14 protein-coding genes and 2 riboswitches are annotated in these 12,732 nt (G+C 61.7%); of the genes, 5 read left to right on the top strand and 9 right to left on the bottom strand.

The annotated features are described in order from the left end of the window. The first annotated feature begins 16 nt into the window (after window positions 1-16). Window positions 17-110: riboswitch (glycine riboswitch) on the top strand. Between the two features lie 10 nt (window positions 111-120). Further along, window positions 121-222, top strand: a riboswitch (glycine riboswitch). Window positions 223-284: 62 nt separating this feature from the next. After that, a complete protein-coding gene (locus B9Z49_RS17790; RefSeq protein ID WP_108354779.1) occupies window positions 285-1,544 on the top strand; it encodes a D-amino acid dehydrogenase in 1,260 nt (419 codons plus the stop codon). 2 nt (window positions 1,545-1,546) lie between these two features. Further along, window positions 1,547-2,029: a GNAT family N-acetyltransferase gene (locus tag B9Z49_RS17785; RefSeq protein WP_108354778.1), complete on the top strand. Its 483-nt coding sequence runs from the start codon at window positions 1,547-1,549 to the stop codon at window positions 2,027-2,029. On the opposite strand, the gene B9Z49_RS17780 is transcribed toward B9Z49_RS17785, so the two are convergent. After that, window positions 2,010-3,227 carry a hypothetical protein gene (locus B9Z49_RS17780; RefSeq protein WP_233254697.1) on the bottom strand — a complete coding sequence of 406 codons (1,218 nt, stop codon included), beginning with the start codon at window positions 3,225-3,227 and terminating at the stop codon, window positions 2,010-2,012. The genes B9Z49_RS17785 and B9Z49_RS17780 overlap by 20 nt on opposite strands. Window positions 3,228-3,325: 98 nt before the next feature. On the opposite strand from B9Z49_RS17780, the gene B9Z49_RS17775 reads away from it, so the two are divergent. Then, window positions 3,326-5,251 (top strand): radical SAM protein, encoded by a 1,926-nt coding sequence (locus B9Z49_RS17775; protein ID WP_108354777.1) that lies wholly within the window; start codon window positions 3,326-3,328, stop codon window positions 5,249-5,251. A gap of 23 nt (window positions 5,252-5,274) precedes the next feature. Here B9Z49_RS17775 and B9Z49_RS17770 read toward each other — a convergent pair whose 3' ends face one another. Genes B9Z49_RS17770 through B9Z49_RS17750 form a run of 5 tightly spaced genes read right to left on the bottom strand, consistent with a single transcriptional unit; the run spans window position 5,275 to window position 8,441 of the window. Further along, window positions 5,275-5,970, bottom strand: coding sequence for an SDR family NAD(P)-dependent oxidoreductase (locus B9Z49_RS17770; protein ID WP_199225099.1), 696 nt, complete (start codon window positions 5,968-5,970; stop codon window positions 5,275-5,277). Next, window positions 5,970-6,746, bottom strand: coding sequence for a formylglycine-generating enzyme family protein (locus tag B9Z49_RS17765; RefSeq protein WP_108354775.1), 777 nt, complete (start codon window positions 6,744-6,746; stop codon window positions 5,970-5,972). The genes B9Z49_RS17770 and B9Z49_RS17765 overlap by 1 nt, the downstream gene beginning before the upstream one ends. Further along, window positions 6,746-7,129, bottom strand: coding sequence for a thiol-disulfide oxidoreductase DCC family protein (locus tag B9Z49_RS17760; RefSeq protein WP_108354774.1), 384 nt, complete (start codon window positions 7,127-7,129; stop codon window positions 6,746-6,748). The genes B9Z49_RS17765 and B9Z49_RS17760 overlap by 1 nt, the downstream gene beginning before the upstream one ends. Further along, window positions 7,126-7,770, bottom strand: coding sequence for a histidine phosphatase family protein (locus tag B9Z49_RS17755; RefSeq protein ID WP_108354773.1), 645 nt, complete (start codon window positions 7,768-7,770; stop codon window positions 7,126-7,128). Before B9Z49_RS17755 ends, B9Z49_RS17760 begins: the two co-directional genes overlap by 4 nt. 14 nt (window positions 7,771-7,784) lie before the next feature. Next, window positions 7,785-8,441: a DsbA family protein gene (locus B9Z49_RS17750; protein ID WP_108354772.1), complete on the bottom strand. Its 657-nt coding sequence runs from the start codon at window positions 8,439-8,441 to the stop codon at window positions 7,785-7,787. 122 nt (window positions 8,442-8,563) lie between these two features. Here B9Z49_RS17750 and aroQ point away from each other — a divergent pair, with 122 nt between their 5' ends. Continuing rightward, window positions 8,564-9,001, top strand: a complete 438-nt coding sequence (aroQ, locus tag B9Z49_RS17745; RefSeq protein ID WP_108354771.1) for a type II 3-dehydroquinate dehydratase — start codon at window positions 8,564-8,566, stop codon at window positions 8,999-9,001. A gap of 40 nt (window positions 9,002-9,041) precedes the next feature. Here aroQ and B9Z49_RS17740 read toward each other — a convergent pair whose 3' ends face one another. Next, window positions 9,042-10,625: a glycerol-3-phosphate dehydrogenase/oxidase gene (locus B9Z49_RS17740; RefSeq protein ID WP_233254696.1), complete on the bottom strand. Its 1,584-nt coding sequence runs from the start codon at window positions 10,623-10,625 to the stop codon at window positions 9,042-9,044. A gap of 134 nt (window positions 10,626-10,759) precedes the next feature. Between B9Z49_RS17740 and B9Z49_RS17735 the strand changes: the two genes are divergently transcribed. Further along, entirely contained in the window at window positions 10,760-11,560 is an 801-nt protein-coding gene (locus B9Z49_RS17735; RefSeq protein WP_108354770.1) for a DeoR/GlpR family DNA-binding transcription regulator, read from the top strand. 49 nt (window positions 11,561-11,609) lie between these two features. Here the strand turns inward: B9Z49_RS17735 and B9Z49_RS17730 are convergent, their stop codons facing one another. Continuing rightward, on the bottom strand, window positions 11,610-12,236 hold the full coding sequence (locus B9Z49_RS17730) for an AAA family ATPase (RefSeq protein ID WP_233254695.1): 627 nt from the start codon (window positions 12,234-12,236) through the stop codon (window positions 11,610-11,612). A gap of 13 nt (window positions 12,237-12,249) precedes the next feature. After that, window positions 12,250-12,588: a hypothetical protein gene (locus B9Z49_RS17725; protein WP_108354769.1), complete on the bottom strand. Its 339-nt coding sequence runs from the start codon at window positions 12,586-12,588 to the stop codon at window positions 12,250-12,252. Between the last annotated feature and the right edge of the window lie 144 nt (window positions 12,589-12,732).

Genomic DNA, 12,732 nt, shown 5'->3' with positions numbered 1-12,732 from the left:
CACACTTCAAAATCAAATACCCGCATCGGGAGAGACTGTCCGCCACAGCAGACAGCGCCGAAGGAGCAACCACCCCGGAAACTCTCAGGCCAAAGGACCGATGCAGGTCGACACATCCGTGTCAAAAACTCTGAAGAGCGCCCCGGGTTAGTCACCCGGGTCCACCGCAGGAGCAAGCCTCACACGAGGTGAATCTCTCAGGTTTCAAACAGAGGGGGTCATGCCGCGCACATTCGGTGCGCTGCGTGTCCCACTGTTTGAGACGCATCAAAGAGAGAAGCTTCATGAAAAAGCACATGGTCATCATTGGCGGCGGCATCACCGGCGTCACCTCCGCCTACGCCTTGGCCCAACAAGGCATCCAGGTCACCCTGATCGAGAAAAACCGCTACCCCGGCATGGAAACGTCGTATGCCAACGGCGGTCAATTGTCGGCCTCGAACGCCGAGGTTTGGACACACCCGTCCACCATCATCAAGGGCCTCAAGTGGATGCTCAAGAGCGATGCGCCGCTGCTCATGAACCCCGCCCCCACCTGGCACAAGCTCAGCTGGATGGCCGAGTTTGTGGCGGCTATTCCCCGGTACAAACACAACACCATCGCCACCGCCCGGCTGGCCATCGAATCGCGCGAGCACCACTTTGCTTGGGCCAAGGCCGAGGGCATTGACTTTGACCATAAGCGCGAAGGCATTCTGCACATTTACCGCGACAAAAAAGGCTTTGACCACGCGGGCGAAGTATCCAAGCTGCTGGCCCAGGGTGGCCTGCCACGCCGCGCCGTGACGCCCGACGAGATGAAGGCCATTGAGCCGACGCTGCAAGGCCAGTACTACGGCGGCTACTTCACTGAGAGCGACTCCACCGGCGACATCCACAAGTTCACCGTTGGCCTGGCCAAAGCCTGCGAGCGCCTGGGCGTGAAGATCCTGACCGAGCATCAGGTTCTGAATGTCGCATCGAACGGCCAAACCGCCACCGTGCAAGTTCAGCACGCGGGCCAGACCGAGACGCTGAGCTTTGACGGCATCGTGATATGCGCCGGCGTGCATGGCCGCCGCTTGGCCGCGCAGCTGGGTGACCGCCTGAACATCTACCCCGTCAAGGGCTATTCGATCACCGTGAACCTGCCCGATGGTGCGAGCCAGGCTGCCGCGCCGCAGGTCAGCCTGCTCGACGACGAGACCAAGCTCGTCACCAGCCGCTTGGGCGATGACCGCTTCCGCGTCGCGGGCACAGCCGAATTCAACGGCATCAACCTGGACATCCGCGCTGACCGCATCCAGCCCTTGATTAAGTGGGTCAACCAGTGCTTCCCTGACATCGATACCCGCAAGGTCGTCCCTTGGGCGGGTCTGCGCCCCATGATGCCCACCATGCTGCCGCGCGTGGGTGCGGGCAAGAAGGCCAATGTGTTCTACAACACCGGCCACGGCCACCTCGGCTGGACGCTCTCAGCCATCACGGCACACCAATTGGCGGGCCATGTGATGGCCGGGATGCAGGACAATGTGCGCTCCTTCTTGACCCCTGCCACCGCCTGACCATGACGCTTCACATCCTGCCCGTTGACTACCAAAACCCAGTCCACCGCTCTGCACTGGTGATGCTGCTGGACGCCTACGCCCAAGACCCGATGGGCGGGGGCGAAGCGCTGGCGCAGGATGTGAAAGCGCGCTTGTGCGATGACCTGGCCGCACGCACCGATGCGGCCAGCTTCATCGCCTGGCTGGGTAATGCGCCTGTTGGACTGGTCAACTGCATCGAGGGGTATTCGACCTTCAAAGCGCAGCCCCTGATGAACATCCATGACATCGCAGTGCTGCCGGGACACCGGGGCGCAGGGGTGGGTCAGGCCTTGCTGGCGGCAGCCGAGCAACACGCCAAAGAGCGCGGCTGCTGCAAACTGACCTTGGAAGTGCTGACGGGCAATGGCCGCGCCCTCAAAAGCTACTTGGGCTTTGGTTTTGAGCCCTATGCGCTTGACCCGGCAGCGGGACAAGCCAGCTTCATGCAGAAGTGGCTTTAGCCAGCTGCCACTGCTCTTTGAGCCAGCGCTTGAGTTCAGCGTCGTTCTGAATGCGGCGTAAATCGGCCGCCAGGCTATCGGCGCTGTGCCGCTGATCGGCCTGGATGCGCTGCAGTGACTGGCTGAGGGCGGCTTCATCGGCATCCGCGCGAACCGGCACACACAGCTCGCGGCTCAGGCGGCTTTCCAACTGGTCCAGGTCTTCTTCCAAAGCAACCACCTGCTCCTTGAGCAACAAAGACATGGCGATCAACTTGTCGTCGGCCATGTGTGTCGTGCCTGCGGTGTTTTTGGGGTTGCCCTGCGACACCTGCATTTGCAAACGCAGCAGCGTGGTCAGGTCGTTTTTTTCATAAGCGGCGTTAACCTCGCTCATCAAGCCGGTTTTGCGCAGGCGTTCTTGTTCATCCGGTTCACGGTCCGGGTGCAAGGCGCTGGCCAGTTGCCGAAAGATGGTGCGGATGGCGCTCTTGGCGTCCAGCTCGCGTATCAGCGCAGCGGGCACTTCGCCTTTTTCTGCGGCAGCACTTTTCTTTTGCGCCTGTTTTCCCGCTTTTCGGGCCGCGCGCTTGGCGTTCTTTTTAGCCTCATTGGCCTCTTGTTGTTGTTGCCACTGGCGCATGCCCGCTGCCATCATCTCTTCAGGCGTCTGGTATTGGTTGGGTTTGTTGAGCGGCTGGCCCAGCGCTTCTTCGATGCGCTCACGCAGCGCCTGTGCTGCTTCGGCCTGCTCCTCGGCGGCTTCTTGCTCGTCTTCTTCGCACACATACATGTCACCCAGGGCCTGAACCTGTGGGTCGTGGGTGGCGGCCAAATGCGCCATCAAACCCCGCACAAGCCCTCGGGCCATGCGCTGCTGCCGATCGGAGAAATCTGCTGTTTGCAGGCGTTCATGTACGAAAAGCAATAGGCTTTTGCGGTGTGACTGCGACAACTGCACCGACTCGCGCAGGGCCTGAATGTGCGCATAACGGTGCTTGTCTGACCAGGCTTCCAGGCGCTCTATCTGCCCCGAAAGCCGCTCGATTTGGGCCAGCAAGTCGTTAAAGCGCTGTTGTGCGGGGGTGAGTTTTTCTTGCACCGAGGCCTGGACCATCAGGGCAGACAAGGAAGGCGCGGATTCTGGTGGTGTTTCGGGCAAAGCAGGCGATGGAGGCATCGGAGAGAAATCGTGGGTGGCCAAAGGGTGCAGGCGCATGTTAACGCCTACCTCATCGAAGGTCGCTCCTGCGACCCAATGCTGCAGGCGCAGCAGCCGTTGATAATCCCCCATCTGACCCGACAAGCCACCGCCTGATGCCCAGCCCCATCCCGTTCAAAGTGCTCAGCCTCATCCCGCCGATGACGCAGCTCAATACGCCCTACCCGTCTACGGCCTACCTGACGGGTTTTTTGCGTTCGCGGGGGTTTGATGCGGTGCAAGAAGACCTTGCGCTGGCCACGGTGCTGGCTTTGCTGAACAAAAAAGGCCTGACCGATTTGCGTGATGTGGCGCTGGCTTTGCCTGTTGAAGAACGCTCCAGCCCCGTGAATTTTTTCCTCGACCACTTCAACGATTACGCCATCAGCATCGACCCGGTGATCGCCTTCTTGCAGGGCCGCGACAGTACCCTGAGCCACCGCATCGCTGGCCGGGGCTTTTTGCCCGAAGGCCCGCGCTTTGCCGCGCTCGACGCTTATGAAGACGATGGCACAGGTGACCCGATTGGTTGGGCCTTTGGCGCTTTGGGCCAAACCGACCGCGCCCGGCACCTGGCCACGCTTTACCTGAACGACCTGGCCGATGTGCTGCGCGATGCCGTCGATGAAGGCTTTGAGTTCGTGCGATACGCCGAGCGCCTGGCCGCGAGCCAACCCAGCTTTGACGCACTGGCCGAGGCGCTGGCCCAGCCCCCCAATTTGATCGACACCACGCTGGAGCGATTGGCAATGGAGGCGGTGGAGCGCCACCAGCCCACACTGGTGTTGCAGTCGGTGCCCTTCCCCGGCTCGGTCTATGCGGCCTTTCGCATCGCCCAGTGCATCAAGCGGGGTCACCCGCACATCCGCATTGGCTTGGGCGGCGGTTTTGTGAACACCGAGCTGCGCGAACTCAAAGACGCCCGCGTGTTTGACCATGTGGATTTCGTCACGCTCGACGGCGGCGAGCGCCCGCTGTTGAGCCTGATCGAGCACCTGCAGGGCCAGCGCAGCTTGCAACGACTGCAGCGCACCTTTATCAAGAACGACGCAGGCCAAGTGCAGTACATCAATATGCAAGAGCCCGACATCGCTTTTGAAGAGGTGGGCACGGCCACTTGGGATGGTTTGCCGCTGCATCAATACCTGTCATTGCTGGACATGCTCAACCCGATGAACCGGCTGTGGAGCGACGGGCGCTGGAACAAGCTCACCGTGGCGCACGGCTGCTACTGGAAAAAATGCAGCTTTTGTGACGTGAGCCTGGACTACATCAGCCGCTACGAAACCGCGCAGGCCAGCACCCTGGTAGACCGCATCGAGCAGATCGTGGCCGAGACGGGCCAGACCGGCTTTCACTTTGTGGACGAGGCCGCGCCCCCGAAAGCCCTGAAAGCACTGGCCGAAGAGCTGCTGCGCCGGGGCGTGCAAATCTCGTGGTGGGGCAACATCCGTTTTGAGAAAACCTTCACGCCAGAGCTTTGCGAACTGCTGGCACAAAGCGGCTGCATCGCCATGTCGGGTGGCCTCGAAGTCGCGTCTGACCGCTTGCTCAACCTCATGAAAAAAGGCGTCTCGGTCGAGCAGGTGGCGCAAGTGACCAAAGGCTTTGCCGACGCGGGCGTGATGGTGCATGCCTACCTGATGTATGGCTTTCCCACGCAGACCGTGCAAGATACGGTGGACGCGCTCGAATACGTGCGCCAGCTGTTTGAAAACGGCTGCATCCACAGCGGCTTTTTCCACCGCTTTGTGTGCACCGTGCATTCGCCGGTAGGCAAAAATCCAGAGGCTTACGGCGTGACGCTTTTGCCCCTGCCCGAAGGGACGTTTGCCAAAAATGATGTGGGCTTTGTCGACCCGACGCCCATGCCTGCGGGCGTGGACCACGACCTGCTGGGCCAAGGCCTGAAAAAAGCCATCTACAACTTCATGCACGGGGTAGGCGTGGAGAACGATGTGCGCCAGTGGTTTGAGCTGCCCAAGGGACAGTGCCCCAAAACCACGGTGCCGCGCCACAAGATTGCCAAGGCACTGGGCTGATCAACGCCCTATGCTTGGGCACATCACCAAGGGATGTGCTGCCCCTGATGGTCCACAAACTGCGCACGCCCGGTGGGCAGCAAGCCATCGAGCGTGGCCAACAAGCGCTGGGCTGACTCGGTTGGGTGCAGGGCATCTTGGCCGACAAACGGCTGACTCAATGACGATTGCACCGTGCCCGGCTGTAAAGCGGCCACCACCGCCAATGGCCTGCGCCGCGCGATTTCGATGGACGCTGTTTGCAGCAGCATGTTGAGCGCGGCCTTGGCCGCCCGGTAACCGTACCAACCACCTTTGCGGTTGTCTTCGATGCTGCCCACCCGCGCCGACAATTTGCCCCAAATGACCCGCTCACCCGAGGCCAACAAAGGCGAGAAGTGCTTGAGCAACAAAGACGGCCCGACAGCGTTCAGGTGCAAGGCGTGAAGTAAATGCGCTGCGTCCAGTTCGTCCAGTCGCTTTTCGGGGCCCCGCCCGTTCAAGGTCAGCGCACCTGTGGCGTCCAGCACCAAATGAAAAGGCCCCTGCGCGGCCAAATCTTGGGCGCAAGTGGCCATGCTGGACTCGTCCAGCAAGTCCAAGCCAGGCAAGCTTTGACGCGAAACGCCGCACACCTTGGCGCAACGTGGGTCACTTTGCAAGGCTTGCACAAAAGCTTGGCCAATCGCACCACTGGCGCCGAACACCAAAGCCCGGTAGCCCTCGGGCAAGGACAGCATCATGAGGGTGCCTTGCTCGGGTTGGCGCCTTTTGGCGTAAGGTCATAAGCACAGCGAAAGCCGAGGTAGACCACATAAACGTCAGGGGCTTTGAAGGCCTGCACATCGGCCTTCATGTTGAACGCACCGTACCACCAGGAACCACCCACGGTGCGCCGCTGGCCGCCCTGCTCATCGGTGGTCCACTCCCACACATTGGCGCCCATGTCGTACAAGCCATTCACGCCTTGGCGCGTGGCGCCCGCAGGGGCTGCGCGGGGCCAGGGGTCTGGGTCGCTGGTGTTGGCGCCTTGCGGGCTGTCACCCGTGCTCCAGGGATAAGTTTTGCCTTTCACCCAAGGCGCTGGGGGGGTGTCACGCAACTCGGTGAACCCCGCCTTTTGCCATTCCGCGCCTGTGGGCAAGCGGCCCCCTGCCCAGCGGCAGTAAGCCTGCGCCTCGGCAAAGTCCAGGTGCACAGCAGGCAAATCGGCACTTGCAGGTACGCCATCCGGTAAGCGCCAAGACCAGCCGGGACGGCGTACCCATCCGCCCACATACTCAAAACCACCGCCCTCTTTTTCGGCGCGGGTCACGGTGCCGGTGGCTCGCACGTAGCGCTCAAACTGGCCGATGGTGACTTCGGTGCGGTCGATGGCCCAAGGGCCCAAAGTCACCTTCTCGCCAACTGGGCTGGGTGCTTGCGCAAGGGCATGGGGCAGACCCAACACAGCCAAAGCGCCAAACAGACCCAACCCCACCCATACGGGCAAAGCGCCCGACAAGCTTCTGGTCATCACGATTTCTCCTCACCCAAGCTGCGCCTGACCCACTTTTGCAAAGTGGGTCGCAACGGCAAAAACAAACGGTATGCGGCCTCGAACAGCCAAGACAGCGGAGGCCAGGCCGACAGCCAACCCAGCCAACGCCAGCCCGGAAACATGCGCCACATTTGCGAGAACGCTGCCGCGCCGCTGTACAAGCGCCCGAGGCTGTCGCGCACATGGAAACGGGCCATCGCCTGCGCGCAGCTGAGCGAAGCGCCCAATTCGGCCCCAGCACTCACATCCACCCAATCGATGGCAGCAGACTCTGGCAAACGCCGGTAAATGGCAATCTCGCGTCGGCACATGGGGCACGAGCCGTCAAAGTACACCGTCAAACTGTGCAGACCGCTCATGGGGCTAGCTCCGCTCGGGCCAGCAAACGGCCTTGTCGGTCCACCAAAAACCCCTCGCCCATGCTGGGGTAGGCCCCTGTGAGGCCGGTCATGTTCACTTGGTGTGTGACCCACACCTCGGTGCGTCCTTGAGGCAATACCCGCAAACGGGCCAACAAGGCCTTTTGCTGCGCAGCCGGATCGCCTTGTCCGGCGAAGGTGCTGTTCAATGCTGGCCAGTCTTCGAACTGGCCAAAAGCCAGTCGCGCCGTGTCTTGGCAGCGACACCACTGGCTGCTCAGCACCGCATCGGGCTTAAAGTTTTGCGCTTGCAGCCAGGCCCCAAATACCTGAGAGGCTTGTTTGCCCGCATCGCTCAAATTGCGTTGGGTGCGGCACTGTCCCAAAGTGAATCCGGCCGGGTCGCCCAGGCCCGATTCGGTCGCGGCATGGCGAATCAGCAGCGCACCACCACTTTGCCGCCACAGGCGCAAAAGTTCAGCTGCGGCAGCCTTGCGCTCAGGCTGAGCCCGCACACCAACCGACATGCCCATCAGGGCCAAGGCCGCCGCCGCAGGCCACTGGCCCAAAAGTCTGCGCCGAGAGGTGCAGACCTTCGGCGTCTCGGGGTTTGCAGCTGGCTGCTTGAACTGAGGGTTCATTTGCAAGGCTCCGTTCAACCCACTTCGCCCAAGGCGATTCGCCGAAGCGCCTGCTCGAAAACCTCGACCGGCTGGCCGCCCGAGATCAGATGCTTGTCGTTGATGATGACCGCTGGCACCGAACGGATGCCCGCCTGGGTGTAAAACAGCTGGCGTTCGCGCACTTCGGCGGTGTGGGCGTCGCTTTGCAACACCGCGCTGGCAGCCGACACATCCAAGCCTGCGGCGGCCACGCTGGCCAACAAAACCTGCGGGTCTTCCACGCACTCGGCGCGGCCTTGGTAAGCCTCCAGCAGGGATTTTTTCAGGGCATGTTGTGCCCCGTCGCCTTGCCCTTCGGCCCAGTGAAGCAAGCGGTGCGCGTCAAAGGTGTTGTAAACCCGGCCGCGCCCGTTGGGGTTGAACACAAAGCCCACCTCGGCCCCACGTTCGGTGATCGTCTGGCGAATCTGGGCTTGTTGCTCAGGGGTAGAACCGTATTTTTCGGTCAAATGTTCGCCCAAGTCTTGGCCACCTAGCGGCATGTGCGGGTTCAGCTCGAAAGGCTGAAAATGCAGCTTGGCCTGCACCTCGCCTTGCAAGCGCTCCAGCGCTTGCTCCAGCCCGCCCAAACCCACTGCGCACCAAGGGCAGGCGATGTCGGACACAAAATCAATTTTCAAAGGGGTCATGGTCAACTTTCGGAGAAAACGTGCCGCTCAAGGCGGCAGACGCATGATCTTGCCGCATATCACCGACAATCGCAGATCTTGGCCCCAATTCCCACGATCCTTAGAGCAATAGAGCCTTTACCATGAACATCCTTGTCCTGCACGGCATCAACCTGAACATGTTCGGCAAACGTGACCCGGCCCAATACGGCACCACCACGCTGGACGAAATCAACACCCAATTGACCGCCCTGGGCCTTGAACTGGGCGCGCAGGTCGAGTGCTACCAAACCAATTACGAGGGCGAAATGGCCGAGCGCATCCACCGCGCCCACGGCGATGGCGTGCAGGCCGTGGTCATCAACGCTGGGGCTTGGACGCATTACAGCTACGGCATCCGCGACGCACTGGCCATCCTGAAGTGCCCCATCATCGAAGTGCACATGTCCAACATCCACGCCCGCGAAGAGTTTCGCCACCACTCGGTGATCGCCGACATCGCCAAAGGCCAAATCGCAGGTTTTGGTGTGGACAGTTACCTGCTGGGCCTGCGGGCCGCTGTGTCGGCCACCCGAAGCTGATTTGGCTGATCTGGCTAATTTGACCAAATCAGTGTCTACATCAATCGCCCATCGTGTAACGCTGGCACAGCGCCAAAAATTCGTCCAAACGGGGCTCTAGCCCGGTCTCTTCTTGCAGCAAAGCGGCCACGGCCGGGGCCATGGTCGCGGCCTGGCGCGCATCCAGAAACAACGCCCGCCAACGCCTGGCGAGCATGTCTTCTACTGTAAAAGCCCATTCGTGGCGTGCGGCAAAGCGCACCATCCCCTCGGTCAAGCCCAGGCCCAACTCGCTCTGCGCACCGGGCATGGCCAGTACCTGTTCGGCTTGGCTGCCCCACAAGTGCAAGCCGGGGGCAACGCTCAAGGGGTGCAGCGCCGAGCCGCCCTCTTCAGGCGCACCTACCAGGCGGTGCTGGCGGGTGTCCACCGGTCCATTGGGTGCAGGCGGCACATCGCCATGGGCCTGCAGGGTGTGCAAGACCTCCTCGGCCATGCTGCGGTAAGTGGTCCATTTGCCACCGGTCACCGTGACCAGCCCCGGGGCTTCACGGCGGATCAGGTGTTCGCGCGACATCTGACTGGTCGATTGCGCGGCTTCGCCCTGCCCTGCGCTCCCCACCAAGGGGCGCAGGCCCACCCACACACTGCGCACATCACCGGGCTTCAGGGCCAAGCCAAACGCGGTGTGTGTTTCGCGGAACAAAAAGTCCAGCTCTTCGGCCATGGGCTGCGGCTCGCGTGGCGCATCGGTGCGCGGGGTGTCGGTGGTGCCAATCAAGGTGGCCCCCAGCCAAGGTACGGCAAACAACACCCGGCCATCAGCGGTGCGGGGAATCAGCACCGCTTCGCGCAGCGGCAAACACGCTCGCGTGACCACCAGGTGCACGCCCTGACTGGCCGTGACCAGAGCCTTGAGCGGCGGCCCTCCGGCCTCGGGCGGCAAGGCCATACGGCGAAGTTCATCCACCCACACCCCCGCCGCGTTGACCACGCAGCGCGCCTGCACCGTGCGCAATGTGCCCCGTCGCGCATCGAGCAGGCGCACTTGCCAACCGTTCTGTACTGGAATCAGCGCAGTCACGCGGGTGTGGTTGTGCATGCGAGCGCCTGCCCTCCGCGCGGTTTGGGCCAAGGCCAGCGCCAGACGGGCATCTTCAAACTGGCCATCCCAATAACGCATGCCCGCCACCGAGCGCCCGACCTGTCCCGCCATACCCGGTAAACCCCAAGCCAGCGCCTGGCGCGACACGGCCACGGTATCCCCCAAGCTCAAACGCCCTGCCAGCCACTGGTACAGCTTCAGGCCCACGCCCGTGAAGGCCCAGTTCAGCCAACCGGCAGCAGGCACCACAAACGACAGCGGTTGCGCCAAATGAGGGGCCAAATGCAGCACGGTGGCGCGCTCGCGCAGGGCCTCACGCACCAGACGCAGCCGCCCTTGCGCTAAATAACGCACCCCGCCGTGCAAGAGCTTGGTGGACCGCGAGGATGTACCGCTGGCAAAGTCATTGGCCTCGACCAGCATGACACTGCGCCCTTCCAGCGCCGCCTGCAAAGCCACCCCCAAACCGGTGGCCCCACCGCCCACCACCAGCAAATCACAGACCTCTTCCGCTGGATGCTCAGACTGTAAATTGGTCAAAATAATCCTTCAAAACATCAAGAATACATGATTACAATGATTCGTTTTTGATTGTATCGATGAAGACAGCGTGAAGCCACACCAAGACATTGGCCTTCGTGAAGACTTTTAATCTCCATTAAAAAGCAAAAAACATGGCCTTAAACCCCCGACAACTCGCCATCTTGCAATCCGTCAAAGAGCAAGGCAGCGTCAAGACCGAAGAACTGGCCGAGGAGTTCGGGATCACCCTGCAAACCGCCCGGCGCGACATCCAACGCCTGACCGAAGCGGCCGAGTTGGAGCGCTTTCATGGCGGTGTGCGGGCCGTGGACTCTTCCACCCGCAACATCACCTACACCGAACGCAAGCGCATCCAGGCCAGCGCCAAGCAAGACATTGCCCGGCAAGTGGCCGCTGCCATTCCGCACGGGGCCAGCCTGTTCATGAACATCGGCACCACCGTGGAGGCCGTGGCCAGCGAAATGCTGCACCACCGCGATTTGCGTGTGGTGACCAATAACCTGCATGTGGCCCGCATTTTGGCGGCCAACCCACAGTGCGACGTGGTGGTGGCAGGCGGCACCCTGCGCCACGAAGACTTGGGGGTGGTGGGTGAAGCCGCCTTGAACTTCATCCGCCAATTCAAGGTGGACATTGGCCTGATCGGCATCAGCGGCATCGACGCCGACGGTACCCTGCGCGACTACGACATGCGCGAAGTCATGGTGGCCCGCGCTATCGTGGCGCAATCGCGCCAAGTCTGGCTGGTGGCCGACCACAGCAAATTCGAGCGCCCCGCCATGATCGAAATGGCTCCGCTGAAAGTGGTGCACACCCTGTTCACCGACCTGGCACCTGCGTCTTCGCGGCAGCGGTTGATGGAAGAGTTGGGGGTGCGGTGCGTGGTGGCGCAAATGGGGGCCAACTCGGCGGATGCAAAAGACGCCACCTGAGGCAACAACAACTTGCGGGCCAGCGTTGCGCCAGCATGCCAAGCCGGGACTACGCGACCGACGGTGTGGGCGGTTTGGCAGGCTGAATCTTTTTCGCCCAAGTCGGAGGTCTTGGCACTTGCCAATGCCAGACGCCTTGACGCCAACGGGCCACCAGCTTGGGGCCAGAAATTCCGTGTCGGCCCACACCGGATGTGTCGTACAGCAAAGCCAGATCAGCTAGGGGCATGGCCTGCTGCAAATACTGCAAGGTCCGTGGATAGCGCGCCAAAATGCGCTCGGACGGCACGTCGTGACCGCCCTCGGCCACACGCTGCGCCACCCTGCCCAGCAACTGACGCGGGTCATTCACACACACCACCAACAGCACCACGGCAAAACCCGCCGCTCGCGCATCTCGCATCAAGGCCAGTTTAGACGGGTGCGAAAACACCGTCTCGCTCACAAACGATTGGCCCTGCGCCAGACAAGACGAGCGACGCGCATCGGCCCAAGCCCGGGCTTGGGCAGAACGCAGCTCGGGATCGGTGATGTGCTGCAGGGCGTGAGCTTCGTGCAGGTCCGCATTCACAAATTCGGCATCGGACGGTAGCAAACCCGAAGCAATCGCTGAGCGGTACAGAGTGGATTTGCCTGCACCATTGGGGCCAGCGAGTAAATAGAAAACGGGTTTCAAAAGCAGCAATTGCTCAAGCGGCCTTCACCACCTGACGGCGGTTGCTTTGCACCGTCTGGCGCACCGCCTGGGCCAGGCGGGCGGTACTTTCTGCGGCCACAAAATCCGCCTCTATGGCGTCCAGGGGGTCAGCATCAGACACCGTCGAGCTCTGACGCACATCGTAGAGCGCGATGGCCTCTCGGGCCTCAGAGATGGTCAAGCCAGAAGCCTCGGCAATGCGCCCCAGCGTAGCCCAATACTCGATCTGCCCTGCTACAGAGCGGCGCATGGGCGTGGCCGCTTCGCGGGCCTGGGTGACCAAACCAGAGGGCAATTTGACGGATGCAAAAGAAGAAGGTGATGCAGACATGAGAAGCTCCTTTATGGCGCATTTTGCGCCATAAAGGACCAATCGGGCCATGCGGCTTGAATAAATCCCCATCGAAGCAGTGAAAACACCTGCATCCATCCACACCACCCGTACCCAAGGCTGTGGATAAGCCCCGGGACAAGT

It is taken from the genome of Limnohabitans sp. 2KL-51 (genome assembly GCF_003063645.1).
GTDB lineage: Bacteria > Pseudomonadota > Gammaproteobacteria > Burkholderiales > Burkholderiaceae_C > Limnohabitans_A.
This window is presented reverse-complemented; position numbering and strand designations above follow the sequence as displayed.

Coding starts and splice junctions, on each gene's coding strand:
- B9Z49_RS17790 (WP_108354779.1), top strand. CDS start 285: ATGAAAAAGCACATGGTCATCATTGGCGGCGGCATCACCGGCGTCACC.
- B9Z49_RS17785 (WP_108354778.1), top strand. CDS start 1,547: ATGACGCTTCACATCCTGCCCGTTGACTACCAAAACCCAGTCCACCGC.
- B9Z49_RS17780 (WP_233254697.1), bottom strand. CDS start 3,227: ATGCGCCTGCACCCTTTGGCCACCCACGATTTCTCTCCGATGCCTCCA.
- B9Z49_RS17775 (WP_108354777.1), top strand. CDS start 3,326: ATGCCCAGCCCCATCCCGTTCAAAGTGCTCAGCCTCATCCCGCCGATG.
- B9Z49_RS17770 (WP_199225099.1), bottom strand. CDS start 5,970: ATGCTGTCCTTGCCCGAGGGCTACCGGGCTTTGGTGTTCGGCGCCAGT.
- B9Z49_RS17765 (WP_108354775.1), bottom strand. CDS start 6,746: ATGACCAGAAGCTTGTCGGGCGCTTTGCCCGTATGGGTGGGGTTGGGT.
- B9Z49_RS17760 (WP_108354774.1), bottom strand. CDS start 7,129: ATGAGCGGTCTGCACAGTTTGACGGTGTACTTTGACGGCTCGTGCCCC.
- B9Z49_RS17755 (WP_108354773.1), bottom strand. CDS start 7,770: ATGAACCCTCAGTTCAAGCAGCCAGCTGCAAACCCCGAGACGCCGAAG.
- B9Z49_RS17750 (WP_108354772.1), bottom strand. CDS start 8,441: ATGACCCCTTTGAAAATTGATTTTGTGTCCGACATCGCCTGCCCTTGG.
- aroQ (WP_108354771.1), top strand. CDS start 8,564: ATGAACATCCTTGTCCTGCACGGCATCAACCTGAACATGTTCGGCAAA.
- B9Z49_RS17735 (WP_108354770.1), top strand. CDS start 10,760: ATGGCCTTAAACCCCCGACAACTCGCCATCTTGCAATCCGTCAAAGAG.
- B9Z49_RS17725 (WP_108354769.1), bottom strand. CDS start 12,588: ATGTCTGCATCACCTTCTTCTTTTGCATCCGTCAAATTGCCCTCTGGT.